Below are 19,707 nucleotides of genomic sequence, written 5' to 3'. Positions count from 1 at the left end.
AGTCTGGCCGAGACGACGGCTCATCCTATTGTCGCTCACGCGGCGACAGTATTCTGCCTCTGTTCAGACCGATGGCGGATGCGGGTCCGCCATCGCGAAGTCAACCCCCTCGGCAGAACGAACACGCTCACCCTAATCTCGAACACCCGAGCTCGAGGAGGGCATTTCCATGAACGCACGACACATCGACGATCGCCCCGACGAGGGGTACACCCCCGGAACCACGCACGCCGAGTGGGGCGCGGGAAACCCCCGGCTGCGCATCACGCGCGACGATGAGCGCACCGAGTTCGCGCTCGAGGCCGACGTGGTCCGGGTCGGCTCCGCCGAAGGCAACGAACTGCGTCTGGCGGACACCGATCCCGTGCACGCCACGATCACGCACGACGACCGCGACGAGTATGTCCTGACCCTGCACGGCGAGGGCGAGATGAACGCCAGCGCCGGAGCGGACGCCACGCACCCGGGTGACGATTCCGAGACGCTCCGCACCGGTGCGCATTTCACGGCGGGACCGTGGACGCTGGTGTTCGCTCGCGACGAGTTCGCCGACCACGGGCGCCCCTTCGGCGGCCGCGCGGGCGGCGAGTACTCCGATCAGCCGCTGCAGCCGCCGCGTCCGGACTACGACGGCGACGAGTCCCGCTGAACGACGACGGGCACGACATCGGAGAGCGTCTCGCAGTGACGGATCACATCGAACGACTGAGCGACCTCGCCCGCGAGCGGGGGCTGCGTGTGGCTGTGGCGGAGTCCCTCACCTCGGGCCGGCTGGCGAACACCGTCGGTTCCGGGGCAGACGCGTCGGAGTGGTTCGCGGGCGGCGTCGTGGCGTATCTGACGGATGTGAAGGAGCGGGTGCTCGGACTGGTCCCCGGGACGGACCCGTGCTCTGCAGCGTGCGCCGAGCAGCTCGCCATCGGAGCGCGCGATCTGCTCGACGCCGACCTCTGCGTGTCGACGACCGGCGTCGGCGGGCCGGATCCCGACGGCGGCCATCCGCCCGGGACGGTGTACCTCGGGTGGGCCACCCCCGACTCGGTCGGACACCGCCGCCTGGCGCTGACGGGCGATCCCGAAGAGGTCCTCGCCACGACGGTCGAGGCCGCCGTCCGGCTCCTGGCCTTCCATGCAGAGGGCCTGCGACCCGCCGGGCCCCGCCGAAGCCCGCAGCAGACCGTGTAGCTCCACCGACCACCGCGGCCGGGTCAGTGCCCCGGGAGCAGTCCGATCCGCAGGGGGGCGTCGGCTGCCGCCGCTTCTTCGAGGGCGGCATCGATCTCGTGCAGCCCACGCACCGCGCCGACCGCGTCACCGAACGGATAGGCACGCCCGCGTCCGGCCAGGAACGCGACGGCCGCGGCGAGCTCGGCTCCCGTGTAGTTGTGGATGCCGGCGACCGTGACCAGGCGCCGCACGATGCTCTCGGCGTCGAACGGCACCGGATCGGCGGGGAACACGCTGCCGACCAGCACCACCGTGCCACCGACGGTCACCCCGGCGAGCGCCTCGCCCACAGCGTGGCCCGAGGCTTCGATCACGACGTCGGGCTCGCGGTCCAGACTCGTCGCGCCGAACCGTGCAGCGAGCGCGCGACGGTCCGGGTTGGGGTCGAGCACCTCGACCGTCGCCCCCTGCTCCGCGGCGATCGCGGCGGCGGAGAGCCCGACGAGCCCCGCACCGTGGATCCGCACGGCGGCACCATCGAGGTCATGGTCCCGGGCAGCCCTGGCCACGGCTGCCCACGCGGTCGCCGTCGCGCACCCCGCCGGGGCGAGCACGGCGGCCGGCAGCGCCTCGGGCACGCGCACGATGGCGGTACCCTCCCGCAGCTGCACGTGACTCGCGAACGCACCGGTCAGGTCGCCGTGCGCACCGACCCGGTCGTGCCCGTACTTGCCCAGGCTGCGGCACTTCTGCGGCATCCCCCGCAGGCATCGGTCGCAGCTCGCGCACGAGATCGTCACCGACCACACCACGCGGTCGCCGATGCGCAGCGGAGTGCCGTCGACCGTGCTCGCGCCGGTGTCGCCGGTCGCGATCACCCTCCCGACGCTCTCGTGACCGAGCACGAGCGGGGTCGGCGCCGACCGGCGGCCCTGCACGGTGTGCACGTCGGAGCCGCAGATCGTCGACATCTCGACCGCGACGAGCACGTCGCCGTCGGCGAGCGCGACTCCCGGCACGGCGATCATCTCGTGCGGATGGCCTTCGCCGATCCAGACCATCGCGGTCGCCGCCGGACGCAGTGCGACATCTCGGCGGTGACCGGGCGGACGGATCAGCAGCGTTCCCATGGCGATCTCTCTCAGGAGGTGGTGACGAGCGGAAGCAGCTCGCGCTGGGCGAGCACGCCGCGGAGGGCCGTCACGTCGCTCAGCACGGCATCCGCACCCGCGGCGCTCAGCGCTGGGCGATCGTGAGCACCGGAGAGCACACCGGCGACGAAGCCGGCACCGGCCCGACGCCCGGACTCGACGTCGCTGACCGTGTCTCCAGCGACGGCGACCGCCCGCACGGAGGACGTCTGCGTACGCAGCAGGGCCGTGAGCACGAGGTCGGGTGCCGGGCGTCCGCGCCCCGCGTCGACGGGCGACAGCGCGAGGTCGATGAGCTCCTGCCAGCCGAGTCCGTCGATCAGGGCATCGCGGGTCACCGGGGCGAACCCGGTCGTCAGCGCGACCTTCAGCCCGGCATCCTTCAGCTCCTGGATGGCGTCGGCCGCGCCGGGGATCTCGGAGACGCCCTGCTCGGCGACGACCTCGGCGTAAGCCCCCTCGAACGCGGCGGTGGCGCGCTCGGCCGCGGCGCGGTCGCCCGAGGCGAGGTGGGTGAAGACGTCGATCTTCGACTGGCCCATGGTCACGCGCACGTAGTCGAGGGCCTCGGCCCACGGCATCCGGTCGGCGACTCCCGTGCGCTCGGCGGCGCGCTGGAACGCCTGCTCCACGACGCCGTCGTCGAGCACGGTGGTTCCCGCCATGTCGAGGACGACGAGTTCGAGAGGAGTGGTCATGATGTTCCTTCCATTGCTGCCGTCCACCCGAAGGCGGCGGCGAGGTTCTCTTCGGCCAGGCCGAGGCCCGTGGTCATGCCGATGCCGGTGGTCGCGGCGAGCACGAGCACGCCGTCGTCGCCGCGGTCGATCAGGAACTCCTGCGGCCCCTTCGCGTACACGCCCTGCCACCGCTCGATCACGCGCGGGGCCGGGGCGTCGAACAGCGCCTCGGCCTCGGCGAGGAATGCGGTGAAGGCGGCCTCGGGCTGGAAGGGCGCCGGAGCGACCGCGGTCGCGTGCGAGTCGCCGATGATGAGCGTGCCATCCGGCAGCTGCGTGTACATCTGATTGAGGTCGATGGCCGCGAGGTCGGGCCGCTCGGCATACAGGCGTTCCCGCAACACCGTGGCCTCGACCCCGTCGGCGAAGCGACCGTAGCGCACGAGCGACCAGCCGGTGAGCAGTGGCGCGGCGAGCGGATGCCGGAACGACACCGCCGCCCGCATCATGTCGAGGGCGCAGCGCGCGATCCCGTGCCGCTCGGCGACCTCGGGCAGAAGCTGATCGATGTCGTGGTTCACCGCCACGACGACGCTCCCGCAGCCGATCGGGCCTCGGGTGGTCTCGACCCGGCCGGCCCCCACCGCGGTGACCGCGGTGCGGAACCGGAACTCCACTCCGAGGTTCGCGAGATGACGCACGATCGCGGTGGCCGCGGTGCGCGGATCGGTCTGCAGGTCGACCTCGATGTGCGCGCCGCCGACGAGGCCGTCCGCCCGGAGCGGGGCGAGGCGCAGGAGCTCGTCGGCCTCGAGCAGGCGGATGCCGCCCTCGCGCGAGGCCGCCTCCAGCACGGCGATCTCGTCGTCGTGGCGGGCGGCCACGAGTGTGCCCGACTCGCGCAGCCAGAAGCCGGCGTCTTTGGCGAGGCGCAGCCACAGCTCGCGGGAGACGTCGGCGTAGCGCCGCGCCTCCCCGCCCTGGGCGCCGATGCAGAGGTGACCGAAGTTGCGGATCGTGGCGCCGACCGGGGCAGCGGTGCGATCGACGACGATCACGCGCAGCCCGCGACGGACCGCCGCGTAGGCCGCACCGAGGCCGACGATGCCCGAGCCGACGACCACGACGTCGGCCGTGTCCGGAGTGCCGTTCATCGGAACACCTTCCGCATCCACATGGCGAGCCCTTCGACCACGAGCACGGTGGCGAGGATCATCAGGACGATCGCGGTCACGGTCTCGTAGCGCGAACCCTGGCTGGCATTGAGCAGGTAGTACCCCACTCCTCCGCCGCCGACGATGCCGAGGATCGTCGCCGCGCGGATGTTCGTGTCGAGCATGTAGAAGCTGTGGCCGATGAGCGCCTGCATCCCCTGCGGCACGGTGGCCGAGGTGTAGGTCTGCAGACGCGTCGCGCCGACCGCGCGCAGCGCCCGCTCGGGGCCGCGGTCCACCTCTTCGAACGAGTCGGCGATGAGCTTGCCGAGCAGTCCGATGCCGCCGATCGCGAGCGCGATGACGCCCGCCTGCGCACCGAGGCCCGTGATGACGACGAGCACGATCGCGAGGATCAGCTCGGGGATGCCGCGGATGCCGACGAGCAGCAGTCGCGCCGTTCCGCGCGCCCCCGGGCTGGGAGCGACGTTGCGGGCGGCGAGCGAACCGAGCAGCAGTGACGGGAGCAGGGTGAGCACGGTCGCGGCGAGCGCGATCGCGACCGTGTCGCGCATGGCCTCGAACATCGCGCTCGCGTCGTAGCTTCCGAAGGACGGCGGCCAGAACCGGGCGGCGACCTCGGGCAGCTTGGCCCAGAACGTGACGAAGTCCATCCAGTTGATCTGGCTCACCACGACGCTGCCGATCACGACGAGCACGGCGACGACACCGGCGATCGTGTGACGCACACGCTGCGCCGTCCAGGGTCGCCGCACCGCGGTCTGCGGGCTGGCGGCCCACGCGGGGCGTCCGGCGGGTGCCGCTGCGGCATGCGCGCCGAGTCGGGGGTGCAGCATCCGATCCATCCAGGAGCGGGTGTGCTTCTGCTCGCCGAGCATCGCCCCGCGGACCATGCTGGAGACGATCTCCATCACGATGCAGAGGATGAAGATGACCAGGGCGATGCCGAGCCCCTTGCCGTAGTTGAGCGACTTGAAGGCGTACGACATCTCGAGGCCGAGGCCGGCGACGCCGACGTAGCCGAGCACCACGCTGCCGCGCAGGTTGATGTCGTTGCGGTGCAAGACCGTCGCCACCCAGCTGGGCAGTACCTGCGGCAGGATGCCGGCGCTGAACTCCTGCATCTTCGAGCCGCCCGCGGCGCGGATCGCGAGACGGGGGCCCTCGTCGATCTGCTCGATCGCGTCGGCGAACATCTTCGAGATCATGCCGATCGAGTGGATGCCGATGGCGAGGATGCCCGGGAGCGTGCCGAGCGAGAACATCAGCACGAACGCCATCGCGAGCACCACGTCGGGCAGAGCGCGGGTGAGGACGCCGATGAACCGGGCGGCGGCGCGCCAGCCGTTCCCCGGCGTCGTGTTGGATGCGGCGAGGTAGGCGATCGGCACCGACAGCACCGCGGCGAGCAGCGTGCCGACGAGCACGAGGCCGACGGTCAGGGCGATGAGCCAGGCCAGGTCGGCGGGCTCGGGGAACGAGAGGCCGCCCACACGCGCCATGAAGTTCTCGGCGTTGCCCCAGCTCTGCACCATCGCCGGGATGGAGATGTCGACCTCGCGGACGGCGAGGATGCCGAGCACGACGAGCGCGACCAGAGTGAGGGACGCCGCGATGCGCTCCGGCGAGATCGGTCGCTTCGGAGCCCGCTCGGCGACCGTCGAGGCCGCTGCGGTGCGCGGACGGTCGGCGAGGAGCGTCATGATGCCGCCACCTGCGCCGCCGCGACGACCAGCTCTTCCTGCACGGCCCGGATCTCGGCGGTGGTGGTCGCGACGCGACCGTAGATCTCCATGACCTCGGCCTTGGTGAGGTCGGTGGTGGGGGTGTCGAGCACGACCTCGCCGTGGCGGAGCCCGACGATGCGGTCGGCCCAGCTGATCGCCAGGTCGACCTGGTGCAGGCTGCACACGACCGTGAGTCCTTCGTCGGCGGCGATCTCGCGGATCAGTGCCATGACCTGCTCGCTCGATTCCGGGTCGAGCGAGGCGACCGGCTCGTCGGCGAGCAGGATGTCGGGCTTCTGCATGAGGGCGCGGGCGATGGCGACGCGCTGTTGCTGTCCACCGGAGAGGGTGTCGCTGCGCTGGTAGGCGCGGTCGAGCAGACCCACGCGGTCGAGGTGCTCGAGCGCGGTGAGCTTGGCAGCCCGCGAGTAGCCCCAGAGCCCGAGGCGCGGTCCGCGCACACCCGACAGCGAGCCGGTGAGCACGTTCTCGAGCACGGTGAGCGAGGGCACGAGCTCGAACTGCTGGAAGATGAACCCGACGCGGCTGCGGAGGCTGCGGAGCGCCCGGCCCTTCAGCGAGGGAACCTGGGAGCCGAGCACCTCCACGGAGCCTGCGGTGGGGACCTCGAGCCCGTCGAGGTGGCGCAGCAGTGTCGACTTCCCCGAGCCGGAGAGGCCGAGGAGAACGACGATCTCGCCGCGGGAGACCTCGAGCGAGGCACCCTTCAGGGCAGTGGTCGTGCCGAAGGTCTTCGTCACGCCGTCGAGACGGATGAGGGCGTCGGATGCCGAGGCGGTCATGTCGGAGCTCCTGTGATGTGGTGTGTGTCCTGCGGTGGGGCCCTCCGGCTCGCCGCGCGGGGCGGACGAGGCGGAGGGCACCGGGTGAGACGAAGGGGTCAGGCCGGGCTCAGCCCTGGCACTGCTCCGCTTCGGTCTCCTTGCAGATGTCGCGGATCAGGTCGTAGTAGGCGTCGTCGACCGGCTTCGTGGCGTAGAAGACGCTGCGGAAGGAGTCGCTGTCGGCGCTGTCGATGCCGGCGGCGATGATGTCGTCGATCGTGACCTCGGAGAGTCCGTCGACGAGCTGCTTCGAGACCTCCTCCGGAAGCGCCGACGAGTACACGAGCGGGGCGCCGGGGACCATCGTCTCAGCGACGACCTTGACCTTGTCCGACTTCTCGACCTCGGAGTCCTCGGCGAAGCCGACCTCGCACTCGGCGCCTTCGCCGACCTTGGTCACGCTCACATCGTGCTTGCCGGCGAAGACCGGAGTGATGTCGGTCTTCGGGTCGATGCCGGCCTCGATCAGGTTGTACGAGGGGAAGAGGTAGCCCGAGGTCGAAGACGGGTCCACGAAGCAGACCTTCTTGCCCTTGAAGTCCTCGAGGCTCTTGATGTCGCTGTCGACGGGCACGATCGCCTGCGAGTAGTAGCCGGGCTCCTGGCCCTCGTCGGTGACGATGGAGGAGATCGGGGTGAGCTTGGCGCCGTTGTTGGTGGCGGTGACGTAGGTGAAGCCGGAGAACGAGGCGACGTCGACCTTGCCGGCGACGGCGGCCTCGATGAGTGCCGCGTAGTCGGTGGACTCGTGGTACTCGACGGTCTTGCCGGTCAGGTCGGCGATGTAGTCCATGAGGGGCTGGTAGTTCGTCTCGGTGTCGACCGAGTCGGGGACGACGCCGAAGACGAGGGTGTTCTCGTCGACCGCGAAGCCGCTGGCGGTGGACGACTCGTCGGCGCCGGGGGTGCCGGTTGCCTCGGCGGAGCCGGCACAGGCGGCGAGACCGAGGGCGAGGAGCGCGACGCCGGCGAGGGCGGGGAGAGCGCGAAGCTTCATGAGGACCTTTCAGGGTGTGAGGGGTGATCCACGGAAGACTCTCGCAGGTGCCGCGCCGAGATATGTACCTAACTCGGATCTGTTCAGAGCTCGTTTACCGAGCATTCTTCTGGATGAACACCCCAGGAACACGCTCGCGCCCGTCAGCCTGATCAAGTAATGTACCTATGTGGCTGAAGCTGTGTACACCCAGATCGCCGACGACCTCCGCGCGCAGATCGCTGCCGGCGGGTTGCGTCCTGGCGACGACGTCCCGACCGAGGCGGAGCTCGCCGAGAGGTGGCACACCTCCCGCGGGCCGATCCGCAACGCGCTGGCGGCGCTGCGCGGCGAGGGCCTGATCGAGACGAGCCGCGGACGGCCGGCCCGCGTCGTGGCCCGCAAGGCGAATCAGGCCGTGGACGTGTCGGTGCCTTTCACGCGCTGGGCGCGCGAGCTGGGCGTCTCCCCCGGGGCCGAGACGCAGGAGCTGAGCCTGCGTCGCGCCGGCGACCTGGCGGCGGCGCTCGACGTCGACCCGAGCGACACGATCGTCAGCGTCGTGCGGCTGCGCCTGCTCGATGGTCGCCCGACGATGCTCGAGCGCCTCAACTACACCCAGGTCGCGGGCAGACACCTCTTCGACGTCGATCTCGACCAGGTGTCGATCACCGAGCACCTGTCGTCGGTGGGCCACCCGATCGTCACCCTCCAGCACGTGATCGATGCGGTGGCCGCCGATGATCAGGATGCCGCTCTGCTGCGTGTCCCGCGCGGCACGCCCATCCTGCGGCTGACCCGCACGTCCCGTGACGCGGAGGGTCGGATCTTCGAGGCCTCGGAGGACCGCTACCTGAGCGAGGTCGTGCGCTTCACGGTCGCCGCATCCGGCATCTCCACCGACGGGCATTACATGCGCGCGGTCGGCGGCTAGCGAAGCGGGTAAGCCCTGCTCGGAGGCCGGAGAAACGGGCCGTTAACGCAGAAGGCGATCGCGAGCGCGCAAGTTTTTCAGAAGCCAGAAAGACCGCGCCCGCGATCGCAGCGCTGGGGACGCTTTATCTGGGGAGCCTCCAGGATACGTCGGAGTGCAACGCGTTCCACAGTGTCGAACGTCGAGACTTTTCTAGACTTTCGTCTAACTTCTCGCGGATCGTGGAAGGGGTGCTCACACACTCTAGAGCATCAGACGACCGGAAGCCGGGCCGACACGACCCAGAATCCATCGACTTCGCCCGCGCTGAATTCGCCGCTCGCGCCCATGACCCGCTCCGCCATCCGACCGAGACCCGTGCGGCTCGACGAGAGCTCGCGGCGCGGCGTGGTGGGCAGGGGGCTGCGCAGCGTGAGGAGCGCGACCTCATCGTCCACGGCGAGGGTGATCTGCACCTCGCCGGGGCCGGCGTACTTGAGGATGTTGGTGGCGGACTCGCGCGTGATGCGCGCGAGGACGATCTCGACGGCTCGCGGTATCCGCTCGTCCTGCGGATCGCCTTCTCGCGCCACGGAGTGTCCGGCGGCTTCGAATTCCTCCGCCGCCTCGTCGATCGCGGCGGCGAGGTCGCCGGTCTGCACGCTCGACGACTGCGGACCGTCGTCGGCGAGTTCGATCACGAAGCGGAGATCGGTCATCGCCTTGCGCGCGGCGACACGGATCGCCTCCTGCGAATCGGAACTCGTCTGGGGGTCTTCGAGCATCTGCACGTGCAGCGCCACCACCGTGAGGTGGTGCGCGATGCTGTCGTGCAGCTCGCCGGCGATCCAACGTCGCTCGGCGAGGACCGCCTGTCGTTCCTGCTCGGCACGCGCCTCGAGCTCACGTTCGAGACGACTGCCACGGGCGAACGCGAGCCGCAGGGCGAACCCGACAGCTCCGGCCACCGTGGCGAAGACGAGATAGAGACCGACGTTGACGTTGACACCGGGTTCCGCGGCGAAAGGAACGAGCGCCGCGGCGACCAGGAATCCGCCGGTGTACGAGAGGATCAGCGAGGTCCAGCCGAGCCTCATGACGAGAGCTGCCGAAACGGCGGCGGCTGTGAGGACCTGTAGTTCTGCTCCAGGGATGAAGGACAGTGCGAACACGACGCCGAGGGCGCATGTCGCGATGAGGGGCTTCCAGAGATAGAGCGCGAACACAGCTGTGGACGCGACGCTCACCAAGAGAGCGACCGGGTTGACACCCGGTGTGGTGAAGAAGCCGATGACGTCTGCGGCGATGGTGATCGAGACGATCACCAGAACGACGATGCGTTCTATCGCACTGAGCTTCTCGCCGCGGGTAAGGCGGAGTGTGTCCGCGGGTTCCCGGGTCGAGTGGTCAAAGGCCATGCTTCACTATCTCCTATTTGCCAACTAGATTAGTTGTGGAGACCAAAGAACTTGCCAACCTGCTGCCAGAAAGTCATAACGTTCACCTCCATTTTGTAGTCGTTCGTCGATGTCTGTATTCATCTTCTCGGCGAATCGCGGAGCGCACATCTGTCTCTCGTCTAGAGGTTTTTAGCCAAAGGTCTACACCGTCATCACCTGTCGCCCGCGCCGTTAGGCTTCCCCCATGCAGGAAATCCGTGTCGTGATCGTCGATGACGATCCCCTGGTCCGCTCGGCGCTGTCGCACTTCGTCTCCCGCGACCCCGAGATCACCGTGATCGCCCAGGCGGAGGACGGCGTGGAAGCGATCGCCACGGTCGAACGCGAGCAGCCCGACGTCGTGATGATGGACGTCCAGATGCCCGAGATGGACGGCATCGAAGCCACCGGAGTGATCGCCGAACGCTGGCCGCACGTCCGCGTGCTCGCGGTCACCACGCTAGACGGCAGCGACACGGTGCTCCCCATGCTCAGCGCCGGCGCCTCCGGATACCTCCTCAAGGACTCGAGCGCCGAAGAGATCGTCACGGGTGTGCGCGAGGTGCACAGCGGCGCGAGCTCGCTGTCTCCGCGGATCGCGTCGATGCTGATCAAGCACGTGCGCGACTCCACCCCCGTCGCCGCGGACGCCGACGCCCTCGAACCTCTCACCGATCGCGAGACCGAGGTGCTGAACTGCCTCGCGAAGGGCATGTCCAACGCCGAGATCGCGAAGGCGCTGATCGTCTCCGAGGGCACGGTGAAGGCGCACCTCGGACGCATGATGTCGAAGTGGCACCTGCGCGACCGCGTGCAGATCCTGGTCACCGCCGCGCACGCCGGGCTCGTCAGCTTCCGCTGATCAGACCGCGAGGAGGACGATCCCCGCGACCACGACGAGCGAAGCCGCGATCCGCCAGCCCGGACGCGACTCCCGCAGCGCGAACACCCCGAACAGGCTCACCAGCACGACGCTTACCTCGCGCAGCGGCGCCACCAGCGCCACCGGAGCGATCTGGATCGCGGTCAGCACGAGGATGTACGACAGCGGCGACAGGATGCCGAAGACGAGGATCCGCCGCCACTGCGCGCGCCCGAGCGCCCAGACGGCATCCCATCGACGGCGCACCGCGAATGAGTAGAACGGCACCTGCAGCAGGCTCGTTCCGACCATGAACGCGACGGGCGAAAGGCTCCAGGTCCGCACCGCGTGCGCGTCCCAGATCGTATAGACGGCGATCGCGACCCCGGTGAGCAGGCCGAACAGGATGCCGGGATCGATGCGCCGCGAGCCAGCGCCGGTCCCCCGATCGACCAGGCCGATCGCCACGACGCCGACGATCACGGCCGCCACCCCGATCAGCGCCACGATGGAGGGCCGCTCCCCGAGCAGCAGCACCGCGACGATCACCGAGAGGAACGGCCCGGTGCCCCGTGCCGTCGCGTACACGGTGGAGAGGTTGCCCTCGCGGTAGCCGCGCTGCAGCACCGTCATGTAGGCCACGTGCAGCACGGCCGAGACGGTCACGCCGAGCGCGAAGGAGCCGAGGTCATCCGTTCCCAAACCGCCCGTGAACGGCACGACGCCGATCCAGACGAGCGTGCTGCCGACCGCGCCCCACCAGAGGAACGGCGACCCCGCTCTGCTGACGCCGTGGGCGATGATGTTCCACGCGGCATGGGCGATGGCCGCCCCGAAGACGAGGACGAACGCGAGAGGAGACACGACGAGACCCTTCCGTCCGGCGCACGGCGCGACGAACAGGGTCCTCCGGGCTTTTGTCCTGTCAGATGACGGCCCTCCTACGGAGGAGGACCGTGGCGCCGCTCGGACCAGACGGGTGTGGACCCCGGAACCCTAGGCGCTATCGAGACGAGCCTAACCCTCCGGGATGAACGGCCGGGAAACGACAGCCCGTGGCAGGAAGCGGACCCGCGCATCACCCCGGCTACGCTCGAAGGACCGCTCGTCTCCAGGAAGGCCCGCCATGCCCGTCACCCCGGTCGCACTCGCCCACGCCGAGGACCTCGCCGACTTCGTCGCCGCCTCCCCCTCGAGCTATCACGCGGCGGCGGAGGTCGCTCGACGGCTGGAAGACGCCGGCTTCACGCCGCTCCGCGAGGAGGAGGCCTGGCCCGTCCAGGCGGGTGGACGCTACGTGGTCGTGCGCGACGGTGCCACGATCGCCTGGGTCGTGCCGGCGGATGCCACCGCGACGACTCCCGTGCAGATCTTCGGTGCGCACACCGACTCCCCCGGCTTCAAGCTCAAGCCGCAGCCGACGACGGGTTCGCGCGGGTGGTTGCAGGCCGCCGTCGAGGTCTACGGCGGCCCGCTGCTGAACTCCTGGCTCGACCGCGAGCTGCGCCTCGCCGGACGCCTGGCGCTGGCGGACGGCCGCGTGGTGCTCGCCGACACCGGGCCGCTTTTGCGCCTCCCCCAGCTCGCGATCCACCTCGACCGGGGCGTCAACAACGGGCTCGCGCTCGACAAGCAGACCGAGACGCAGCCGGTGTGGGGACTCGGCGACCCGAGCGAGGCGGACATCCTCGCCGAGCTCGCCGCATCCGCCGATGTGTCGGCCGCCGACATCCGCGGCTACGACGTCGTGGTCGCCGACACCGCGCGGGGAGCCGTCTTCGGCAAGGACAGCGCGTTCTTCGCCTCCGGCCGCCTCGACGACCTCGCCTCGGTGCATGCCGGTGTGGTCGCACTCGCCGCGCACGAACCGGCGGCCGGTGGGCCGATCGCCGTGCTCGCCGCCTTCGATCACGAGGAGCTCGGCTCGGCGTCGCGCTCAGGCGCGGCCGGCCCGTTCCTCGAAGACGTGCTCGAGCGCCTGTACGCCGGGCTCGGGGCGGATGACTCCGAACGTCGGCAGGCGTACGCCTCGTCGTGGTGCCTGTCGAGCGACGTCGGCCACTCGGTGCACCCGAACTACGCGGCCAAGCACGACCCGGTGGTGCAGCCGGTGCTCGGCTCCGGTCCGATCCTGAAGATCAACGCGAACCAGCGGTACGCGACGGATGCCGTCGGCGCGGCATCCTGGTCGGCCTGGTGCGAGCGCGCCGGTGTGGCCGGCCAGGAGTTCGTGTCGAACAACGGCGTGCCCTGCGGATCGACGATCGGCCCGATCACCGCGACACGGCTCGGCATCCGCACGGTCGACGTCGGCATCCCGATCCTCTCGATGCACTCCGCGCGTGAGCTCGCCGGGGTCTCGGACCTGCACGACCTCACGCGCACCGCGCAGTCGTTCTTCGCGGGCTGACCCGCGGGCAGGATCTGGCTCGAGAACTCCGCCCGACCGCCTCCCGGCAGTGCCAGGATGTGACCATGACGGACATCAAGCCGGCCCTGATCGAGCGCGCGGGCATCGAGATCATCCCCGAATCCGAGCGGACCGCGAAGCCGCGCGACCTCTTCTGGCCCTGGTTCGCGGCGAACGTGTCGGTGTTCGGCATGTCGTACGGCTCATTCGTCCTGGGCTTCGGCATCTCGTTCTGGCAGGCGACGCTCGTCTCGGTCATCGGCATCGTGGTGTCTTTCCTGCTCTGCGGGCTCATCGCGATCGCCGGCAAGCGCGGATCGGCGCCGACCATGGTGCTCTCGCGTGCGGCGTTCGGCGTGCACGGACAGAAGGTACCGGGCATCGTCTCGTGGCTGACCTCGATCGGGTGGGAGACGTTCCTCGCGATCATGGCCGTGCTCGCGACCGCCACCGTGATCACGCAGCTCGGCGGCGACGGCGACAGCATCGCGCTGAAGATCATCGCGACCGTGATCGTCGCCGCCCTCATCGTGACGGCATCCGTGCTCGGTTATCACACGATCATGAAGCTGCAGTCGGTGCTCACCTGGGTCACCGGCATCGTGACGGTGCTGTACATCATCCTCGCGGCGCCGCAGATCGACCTCGCAGCCGTGCTCGCCCGCCCCGACGGCGGCATCGGCCAGGTGGTCGGCGCGCTGGTCATGGTGATGACCGGGTTCGGGCTCGGCTGGATCAACATCGCCGCCGACTGGTCGAGGTACCAGAAGCGCACAGCATCCGACGGAGCGATCGTCGCCTGGAACACGATCGGCGGATCGGTGGCCCCGGTGATCCTGGTGGTGTTCGGTCTCCTGCTCGGGGGGTCGAACGACGACCTCATGGACGCGATCGCCGCCGACCCGATCGGCGCCCTCGCCTCGATCCTGCCGGTGTGGGTGCTCGTGCCCTTCCTCCTCACGGCCGTGCTCGCCCTCGTCTCCGGTGCGGTGCTCGGCATCTACTCGTCCGGGCTGACCCTGCTGAGCCTCGGCATCCGAATCCCTCGCCCCTCTGCCGCCGCGATCGACGGCGTCATCCTCACGATCGGCACCATCTACGTGGTGTTCTTCGCGACCGACTTCCTGGGCCCGTTCCAGAGCTTCCTGATCACGCTCGGCGTGCCGCTCGCCTCGTGGGCGGGCATCTTGATCGCCGACATCCTGCGCCGGAAGAAGGACTACGACGAAGAGGCGCTGTTCGACAGCCGCGGCCGGTACGGAGCGTGGGACTGGACCTCGATCGGCACCATGGTCGTGACGAGCGCGATCGGCTGGGGGCTGGTGCTCAACGGCTTCGCCGAGGATGCGCCGTGGAACAACTGGCAGGGCTACCTGCTGTTCCTCGTCGGCGGGCCCGACGGCGCCTGGGCGTACGCGAACCTCGGAGTGTTCTTCGCGCTGGTGCTGTCGTTCCTGGTGACGTACTTCGCCAGGGCCGGGAAGATCCGGCGCCAGGAGGACGCGTGACCGCTCGGGCACCCGACGACGCCTGGCTCGTCGTGATCGATCCGCAGGCGATCTTCGCCTCTGCGGACTCCGCCTGGGGCTCGCCGTTCTTCGCCGAGGCGCTGCCGCGCATCCGCGCTCTGGCCGCGGCATTCGGCGACCGGGTGCTGGTGACCCGGTGGATGCCGACCGCCGACCGGTCCACCTCGTGGGGCGACTACTTCGCCGCCTGGCCCTTCGCCGACCAGCCGCCGGGCGATCCGCTGTTCCAGCTCGTCCCCGAGGCGGCCGGGCTGTCACCGCATCCGACCATCGACCTGCCCACATTCGGCAAGTGGGGCCCCGAGATCGAGGCGGTCGTCGGCCACGGCGCTCACGTCGTGCTGGCCGGCGTCTCCACCGACTGCTGCGTGATCTCGACGGCGCTGGCCGCGGCCGACGCGGGCACGCACCTGACGATCGCGGCGGATGCCTGCGCCGGGTCGACGGCCGAGAACCATGCGGCCGCCCTGCAGGTCTTGGGGCTCTATCCCCCGCAGATCACGATCAGCGACACGGCGACCATCCTCGCCTGATACGTCGTCAGGCCGAGGCGCGGACCGCGGCGGCGATGTCGGCGGGCGAGCCGTGCCAAGGGGCTCCATGCCCCGGCAACACCCAGGACGCGGAGAGGGAGCCGAGCCGGTCGAGCGAGGCGAGAGCCTCGGCGGGCTCGTCCGTGAACGGCGCGGGCTGCGCACCGGTCCGCCCGGTCAGCACGTGCCGCGTGGTCAGGGCATCGCCGACGAACACGGCATCCACGGCCGGGACGTGCACCGCGATGCTGCCGGGAGAGTGACCGGGCATTCCGATCACGACCGGAGCGCCCGGGAGGTCGAGCACGTCGCCGTCGGCCACCTCGACCACCTCGGCGACGTGGTGCGTGCGCAGCGCATTCTTGCGGATTCCGTAGGCGAAGAAGCCCAGCGTGGGACCGAATTTGGCGGGCCCCATCGGCGTCTTCGGCTTCTCCCCCGTGCGCACCCGGTGACTGTCGGCCGCGTGGATGAACACCGGGACGCCCACCTCCTGACGGAGCCGCTCGGCGAAGCCGATGTGGTCGCTGTCGCCGTGGGTCAGGACCAGACCGCGGATGTCCGTGAGCGGACGACCGATGTCGTCGAGCTCGCGCTGAAGGTCGTGCCAGTGCCCGGGGAGGCCCGCGTCGATCAGGGTGATGCCCTCGGGCAGGTCGACGAGGTACGCGGCGACGATGTCGTTGCCGATGCGGTGCAGGTGGGGGGCGAGCTTCATGGCGGATCCTCTCGGAGCGTTTGCGATGGCTACGTTACGTAGCTATCATGGCTATTGTCAATAGCCATGCAGGAGGACGCGATGCCGACACCCGAACGCACATCCGTCGAGGAGATCGTCGCCGCGGGCCGCGAGATCCTCGAGATCGCCGGCCCCGCGGGACTGACGATGCAGGCCGTTGCCGAGCGCGTGGGCGTGCGCGCCCCATCGCTGTACAAGCGGGTCCGGGACCGGGACGCGCTTCTCGCCGCGGTGGCGACCGCCTCCATCGAGGCGCTCACGGCTCGACTCGAGGCCGTGGGCGACGACCTCACCGCCCTCGCCCACGCCTATCGGGCGTTCGCCCACGCGCATCCGGAGGGCTTCCGGCTCATGTTCACCGTCGCTGCGCCCCACGATGCACTCGATCGCTCGGCCGCGCCGCTGATCCGTGCGACAGCTGCGCTGGTCGGCGAGGACGACGCACTCGATGCCGCCCGTCTCTTCACCGCCTGGGCGACGGGGTTCCTGCAGATGGAACTCTCCGGAGCCTTCCGCCTCGGGGGTGACGTCGACCGCGCGTTCGACTACGGCCTGCGTCGACTCCTCGCCGGGCTGGCCGACTGACCCCGGCCCCGGACTACTGGCACACTGATCGGTGGAGGGGTCCATGAGCATCGACGCGCACACCGAAGAACCCGCACGCCCGGCGAAGGCCCGCAAGCCGTGGCATCGGACGAAGATCGCCCTCGGCATCATCCTCGCCACGGTCGCCGTGGTCGCGATCATCGGAACGATCACGCCCTGGCCGTCAGCCATGGTCATCCGCTCCGTGTTCACCCAGGGCGGCGATGACACCGCCGCCGAGATGGACAAGCACGTCCCCGACACGAAGCTCGCGGTGCAGACCGATGTCGCCTACGGAGACGACGGGGCGGACACCACGATGGATGTCTTCCGCCCGGCATCCGCCGACGGCCCCCTGCCGACGGTCGTCTGGATCCACGGCGGCGCCTGGATCTCGGGCACGAAGGAGAACGTCGACCCGTACATGCGCATCCTCGCCGCCGAGGGGTACACGACCATCGCCGTGAACTACACGATCGGCCCGGAAGGCGTGTACCCGCTCGCCGTGCACCAACTCGACGCAGCCCTGGCCTACATCGACGAGCATGCCGAGGAGCTCGGCGTCGACCCCGACCAGCTCATCCTCGCGGGCGACTCCGCGGGAGGCCAGCTCGCCAGCCAGATGGCGACGCTCATCACCAGCCCGGACTACGCCGAGATCATGGGCATCACCCCATCGCTCGCGCCGGACCAACTCGTCGCGACCGTGCTCAACTGCGGCGTCTACGACCTGTCGGCTCTCGCCCAGCTCGACGGCATCGCCGGCTGGGGGTTCAAATCGGCCATGTGGGCTTACTCGGGCACGAAGACCTGGGCAGAGGACTCGACCGGCGCCACGATGTCGACCATCGACTGGGTCACCGAGGACTTCCCGACGACCTACATCTCCGGCGGCAACGGCGATGGGCTCACCTGGCTGCAGTCGATCCCGATGGCGAAGCGCCTGGATGAGCTCGGGGTCGACGTGACGACACAGTTCTGGCCCGCACCGCACGAGCCGCGGCTCCCGCACGAGTACCAGTTCCACCTCGACCTGCCGGATGCGCGGACCGCTCTGCAGAAGACGATCGACTTCCTGGACGCGAACACCACACGCTGACGGTCTCACTGCGGACCGCGCAGACATTTCACTTCTGTGACGATCGACTCAGAAGTGATATGTTCGGCGCATGCACACCGAGAACGAACGCGCCCTCGAATCCGGGATCGTCACCGACCTTTCCGGGCGGATGACCTACGGGTCGTACCTGGCGCTGGACCAGCTGCTCACCGCGCAGCATCCGGTGAGCGACCCGCAGCACCACGACGAGATGCTGTTCATCATCCAGCACCAGACCACCGAGCTCTGGCTCAAGCAGCTGCTGCACGAACTCTCCTCCGCCCGCGAGCTGCTGGCCCGAGACGACCTGCGCGAAGCCCTCAAGCGCATCGCCCGCGTCAAGCGCATCCAGGATGTGATGACGCAGCAGTGGTCGGTGCTCGCCACCCTGACGCCCACCGAGTACGCGCAGTTCCGCGGGGCGCTCGGCAACTCCTCGGGCTTCCAGTCCGTGCAGTACCGCGCGGTGGAGTTCGCCCTCGGCAACAAGAACGAGAAGATGCTGAGCGTCTTCGCCGACCACCCGGCCAACCTCGCGCTGCTCACCGCCGAGTGGGAGAAGCCCACGCTGTACGACGAGTTCCTGCGCTTCGCCGCGCGCCGCGGACTGCCCGTCCCGACCGAGATCCTCGACCGCGATGTGCGCGAGCCCTACCGTGAGACGCCGGAGCTCGTACCCGCGATCCGCGAGATCTACCAGGACCCGAGCCGGTACTGGGACCTGTACGAGGCGTGCGAGGACCTCGTCGACCTCGAGGACAACTTCCAGTTCTGGCGGTTCCGGCACCTCAAGACGGTCGCCCGCACGATCGGCATGAAGGTCGGCACCGGCGGCTCCAGCGGCGTCGGCTTCCTGCAGCGCGCCCTCGATCTGACCTTCTTCCCCGAGCTCTACACCGTGCGCACCGAGATCGGCCGCTGATGCCCGCCGCCACGTTCTTCGACGGGATCGGCTGGCGCGAGGGCGTCGTCGAGCTCGTCGACGGGCGCGTGCGGCTGCAGGATGCGGTTGCGACCGCCGGACTCCCCCGCCTCGACGGTGTCGTCGTCGGCGGATTCACCGACCATCACGTGCACCTGCAGCTCGTGGATCACTCCCAGCTGGCGGGCTCGCGCCTCGGCCGGGTGGTCGATCTCGGCGGAAATCCGGACGTTGTTCGGCGGCTCGCTGTTCACCAGGTCCGCATCGAGTTCGGCGGCGCCTTCCTGACCGCGCCGGGCGGTTATCCGTCGGACCGCTCCTGGGCGCCGGAGGGGTCGGTGCGGGAGATCGCCGATGCGGATGCCGCCGCCGCGGCCGTGACCGAGATGGCCGCGGCTGGAGCCTCGTGCATCAAGGTCACCAGCAACGGCACCGCCGGGCCGGTGTTCTCGGACGAGCTCCTGCGCACCATCGTCGGGCTCGCCGCCGACGGCGGGCTCCTCGTCGTCGCACATGCCGAGGGCGCAGGCGAAGCGGAGCGGGTCGTCGGTCTCGGCGCCGCCCGACTCGCGCACGCGCCCTTCACCGAACGCCTCGACGATTCCGTGATCGAGCGGCAGGCAGCGAGCGCCTCCTGGATCTCGACCCTCGCGATCCACGACGACCCCGAGCGCGAGATCGCCATCGACAACGTCCGCCGTTTCCACGCGGCGGGTGGCACCGTGCTCTACGGCACAGATCTGGGCAACGGGCCGATGCCGGTCGACCTGAACCCGCGCGAGATCACCGCCCTCCGCGAGGCCGGGCTCGACGACGCGGCTCTCCTGCGTGCTCTCTCCCCGGTGGACCTGCTCGACCCCGCCTCGCCCCTCCTGTTCCTCCCCGGAGGCACCCCCGCGGCCGCCGACCCGCTCGATGCCCGCCCCCTCACCCCCGCCGACCTGAAGGTGTGACG

General features: G+C 69.7%; 20 protein-coding genes. 11 read left to right on the top strand and 9 right to left on the bottom strand.

Annotation, left to right across the window (positions count from 1 at the left end; all coding sequences use genetic code 11):
- Positions 1-169 precede the first annotated feature (169 nt).
- Positions 170-649, top strand: a complete 480-nt coding sequence (locus ACIOTO_RS11135) for a hypothetical protein (protein WP_029261356.1) — start codon at positions 170-172, stop codon at positions 647-649.
- Positions 650-684: 35 nt separating this feature from the next.
- Positions 685-1,185, top strand: a complete 501-nt coding sequence (locus tag ACIOTO_RS11130; protein WP_400857852.1) for a CinA family protein — start codon at positions 685-687, stop codon at positions 1,183-1,185.
- Positions 1,186-1,208: 23 nt separating this feature from the next.
- Here the strand turns inward: ACIOTO_RS11130 and ACIOTO_RS11125 are convergent, their stop codons facing one another.
- The 6 genes from ACIOTO_RS11125 to ACIOTO_RS11100 form a co-directional block, all read right to left on the bottom strand.
- The gene (locus ACIOTO_RS11125) at positions 1,209-2,297 is read right to left on the bottom strand and encodes an alcohol dehydrogenase catalytic domain-containing protein (RefSeq protein WP_400857851.1); all 1,089 of its coding nucleotides are present in this window, start codon (positions 2,295-2,297) and stop codon (positions 1,209-1,211) included.
- A gap of 11 nt (positions 2,298-2,308) precedes the next feature.
- Positions 2,309-3,016 carry a phosphonatase-like hydrolase gene (locus tag ACIOTO_RS11120; RefSeq protein ID WP_400857850.1) on the bottom strand — a complete coding sequence of 236 codons (708 nt, stop codon included), beginning with the start codon at positions 3,014-3,016 and terminating at the stop codon, positions 2,309-2,311.
- Positions 3,013-4,152 (bottom strand): TIGR03364 family FAD-dependent oxidoreductase, encoded by a 1,140-nt coding sequence (locus tag ACIOTO_RS11115; protein WP_400857849.1) that lies wholly within the window; start codon positions 4,150-4,152, stop codon positions 3,013-3,015. The genes ACIOTO_RS11120 and ACIOTO_RS11115 overlap by 4 nt, the downstream gene beginning before the upstream one ends.
- Positions 4,149-5,876, bottom strand: a complete 1,728-nt coding sequence (gene phnE / locus ACIOTO_RS11110; protein ID WP_400857848.1) for a phosphonate ABC transporter, permease protein PhnE — start codon at positions 5,874-5,876, stop codon at positions 4,149-4,151. Before phnE ends, ACIOTO_RS11115 begins: the two co-directional genes overlap by 4 nt.
- Positions 5,873-6,703 carry a phosphonate ABC transporter ATP-binding protein gene (phnC, locus tag ACIOTO_RS11105; RefSeq protein WP_262001407.1) on the bottom strand — a complete coding sequence of 277 codons (831 nt, stop codon included), beginning with the start codon at positions 6,701-6,703 and terminating at the stop codon, positions 5,873-5,875. Before phnC ends, phnE begins: the two co-directional genes overlap by 4 nt.
- Positions 6,704-6,812: 109 nt before the next feature.
- Positions 6,813-7,742 carry a phosphate/phosphite/phosphonate ABC transporter substrate-binding protein gene (locus tag ACIOTO_RS11100; RefSeq protein WP_400857846.1) on the bottom strand — a complete coding sequence of 310 codons (930 nt, stop codon included), beginning with the start codon at positions 7,740-7,742 and terminating at the stop codon, positions 6,813-6,815.
- Positions 7,743-7,911: 169 nt separating this feature from the next.
- Between ACIOTO_RS11100 and ACIOTO_RS11095 the strand changes: the two genes are divergently transcribed.
- Positions 7,912-8,655: a GntR family transcriptional regulator gene (locus ACIOTO_RS11095; protein WP_400857845.1), complete on the top strand. Its 744-nt coding sequence runs from the start codon at positions 7,912-7,914 to the stop codon at positions 8,653-8,655.
- Positions 8,656-8,906: 251 nt separating this feature from the next.
- Here ACIOTO_RS11095 and ACIOTO_RS11090 read toward each other — a convergent pair whose 3' ends face one another.
- Positions 8,907-10,052 (bottom strand): histidine kinase, encoded by a 1,146-nt coding sequence (locus ACIOTO_RS11090; RefSeq protein ID WP_400857844.1) that lies wholly within the window; start codon positions 10,050-10,052, stop codon positions 8,907-8,909.
- 226 nt (positions 10,053-10,278) lie between these two features.
- Between ACIOTO_RS11090 and ACIOTO_RS11085 the strand changes: the two genes are divergently transcribed.
- Positions 10,279-10,935, top strand: a complete 657-nt coding sequence (locus ACIOTO_RS11085) for a response regulator transcription factor (protein ID WP_029261076.1) — start codon at positions 10,279-10,281, stop codon at positions 10,933-10,935.
- On the opposite strand, the gene ACIOTO_RS11080 is transcribed toward ACIOTO_RS11085, so the two are convergent.
- Positions 10,936-11,799, bottom strand: a complete 864-nt coding sequence (locus ACIOTO_RS11080; RefSeq protein ID WP_029261075.1) for an EamA family transporter — start codon at positions 11,797-11,799, stop codon at positions 10,936-10,938.
- Positions 11,800-12,061: 262 nt separating this feature from the next.
- Here ACIOTO_RS11080 and ACIOTO_RS11075 point away from each other — a divergent pair, with 262 nt between their 5' ends.
- The 3 genes from ACIOTO_RS11075 (at position 12,062) to ACIOTO_RS11065 (ending at position 15,407) form a co-directional block, all read left to right on the top strand.
- Complete coding sequence (locus ACIOTO_RS11075) at positions 12,062-13,345, top strand: M18 family aminopeptidase (RefSeq protein ID WP_400857843.1); 1,284 nt, start codon at positions 12,062-12,064, stop codon at positions 13,343-13,345.
- Between the two features lie 65 nt (positions 13,346-13,410).
- Positions 13,411-14,853 (top strand): purine-cytosine permease family protein, encoded by a 1,443-nt coding sequence (locus ACIOTO_RS11070; protein ID WP_400857842.1) that lies wholly within the window; start codon positions 13,411-13,413, stop codon positions 14,851-14,853.
- Positions 14,850-15,407 (top strand): cysteine hydrolase family protein, encoded by a 558-nt coding sequence (locus tag ACIOTO_RS11065; RefSeq protein WP_400857840.1) that lies wholly within the window; start codon positions 14,850-14,852, stop codon positions 15,405-15,407. Before ACIOTO_RS11070 ends, ACIOTO_RS11065 begins: the two co-directional genes overlap by 4 nt.
- A gap of 7 nt (positions 15,408-15,414) precedes the next feature.
- Here ACIOTO_RS11065 and ACIOTO_RS11060 read toward each other — a convergent pair whose 3' ends face one another.
- Positions 15,415-16,125: an MBL fold metallo-hydrolase gene (locus tag ACIOTO_RS11060; protein WP_400857838.1), complete on the bottom strand. Its 711-nt coding sequence runs from the start codon at positions 16,123-16,125 to the stop codon at positions 15,415-15,417.
- 81 nt (positions 16,126-16,206) lie between these two features.
- On the opposite strand from ACIOTO_RS11060, the gene ACIOTO_RS11055 reads away from it, so the two are divergent.
- The 4 genes from ACIOTO_RS11055 (at position 16,207) to ACIOTO_RS11040 (ending at position 19,705) form a co-directional block, all read left to right on the top strand.
- Entirely contained in the window at positions 16,207-16,731 is a 525-nt protein-coding gene (locus ACIOTO_RS11055) for a TetR/AcrR family transcriptional regulator (RefSeq protein ID WP_400857837.1), read from the top strand.
- A gap of 43 nt (positions 16,732-16,774) precedes the next feature.
- Positions 16,775-17,830 (top strand): alpha/beta hydrolase, encoded by a 1,056-nt coding sequence (locus ACIOTO_RS11050; RefSeq protein WP_400857836.1) that lies wholly within the window; start codon positions 16,775-16,777, stop codon positions 17,828-17,830.
- 70 nt (positions 17,831-17,900) lie between these two features.
- Positions 17,901-18,752 carry a tryptophan 2,3-dioxygenase gene (locus tag ACIOTO_RS11045; RefSeq protein WP_105710530.1) on the top strand — a complete coding sequence of 284 codons (852 nt, stop codon included), beginning with the start codon at positions 17,901-17,903 and terminating at the stop codon, positions 18,750-18,752.
- Positions 18,752-19,705: a hydrolase gene (locus ACIOTO_RS11040; RefSeq protein WP_400857835.1), complete on the top strand. Its 954-nt coding sequence runs from the start codon at positions 18,752-18,754 to the stop codon at positions 19,703-19,705. The genes ACIOTO_RS11045 and ACIOTO_RS11040 overlap by 1 nt, the downstream gene beginning before the upstream one ends.
- Positions 19,706-19,707: the final 2 nt, after the last annotated feature.

Source organism: Microbacterium sp. NPDC087592, assembly GCF_044743585.1.
In the GTDB taxonomy this organism is placed as follows: domain Bacteria; phylum Actinomycetota; class Actinomycetes; order Actinomycetales; family Microbacteriaceae; genus Microbacterium.
The sequence above is the reverse complement of the archived record's forward strand: the minus strand, read 5'-3'. Positions and strand labels throughout refer to the sequence as shown.

Excerpts from the sequence above, each read along its gene's own strand:
- ACIOTO_RS11135 (WP_029261356.1), top strand. The coding sequence starts at position 170 with ATGAACGCACGACACATCGACGATCGCCCCGACGAGGGGTACACCCCC.
- ACIOTO_RS11125 (WP_400857851.1), bottom strand. The coding sequence starts at position 2,297 with ATGGGAACGCTGCTGATCCGTCCGCCCGGTCACCGCCGAGATGTCGCA.
- ACIOTO_RS11120 (WP_400857850.1), bottom strand. The coding sequence starts at position 3,016 with ATGACCACTCCTCTCGAACTCGTCGTCCTCGACATGGCGGGAACCACC.
- ACIOTO_RS11115 (WP_400857849.1), bottom strand. The coding sequence starts at position 4,152 with ATGAACGGCACTCCGGACACGGCCGACGTCGTGGTCGTCGGCTCGGGC.
- phnE (WP_400857848.1), bottom strand. The coding sequence starts at position 5,876 with ATGACGCTCCTCGCCGACCGTCCGCGCACCGCAGCGGCCTCGACGGTC.
- phnC (WP_262001407.1), bottom strand. The coding sequence starts at position 6,703 with ATGACCGCCTCGGCATCCGACGCCCTCATCCGTCTCGACGGCGTGACG.
- ACIOTO_RS11100 (WP_400857846.1), bottom strand. The coding sequence starts at position 7,742 with ATGAAGCTTCGCGCTCTCCCCGCCCTCGCCGGCGTCGCGCTCCTCGCC.
- ACIOTO_RS11090 (WP_400857844.1), bottom strand. The coding sequence starts at position 10,052 with ATGGCCTTTGACCACTCGACCCGGGAACCCGCGGACACACTCCGCCTT.
- ACIOTO_RS11085 (WP_029261076.1), top strand. The coding sequence starts at position 10,279 with ATGCAGGAAATCCGTGTCGTGATCGTCGATGACGATCCCCTGGTCCGC.
- ACIOTO_RS11075 (WP_400857843.1), top strand. The coding sequence starts at position 12,062 with ATGCCCGTCACCCCGGTCGCACTCGCCCACGCCGAGGACCTCGCCGAC.
- ACIOTO_RS11070 (WP_400857842.1), top strand. The coding sequence starts at position 13,411 with ATGACGGACATCAAGCCGGCCCTGATCGAGCGCGCGGGCATCGAGATC.
- ACIOTO_RS11060 (WP_400857838.1), bottom strand. The coding sequence starts at position 16,125 with ATGAAGCTCGCCCCCCACCTGCACCGCATCGGCAACGACATCGTCGCC.
- ACIOTO_RS11055 (WP_400857837.1), top strand. The coding sequence starts at position 16,207 with ATGCCGACACCCGAACGCACATCCGTCGAGGAGATCGTCGCCGCGGGC.
- ACIOTO_RS11050 (WP_400857836.1), top strand. The coding sequence starts at position 16,775 with ATGAGCATCGACGCGCACACCGAAGAACCCGCACGCCCGGCGAAGGCC.
- ACIOTO_RS11045 (WP_105710530.1), top strand. The coding sequence starts at position 17,901 with ATGCACACCGAGAACGAACGCGCCCTCGAATCCGGGATCGTCACCGAC.
- ACIOTO_RS11040 (WP_400857835.1), top strand. The coding sequence starts at position 18,752 with ATGCCCGCCGCCACGTTCTTCGACGGGATCGGCTGGCGCGAGGGCGTC.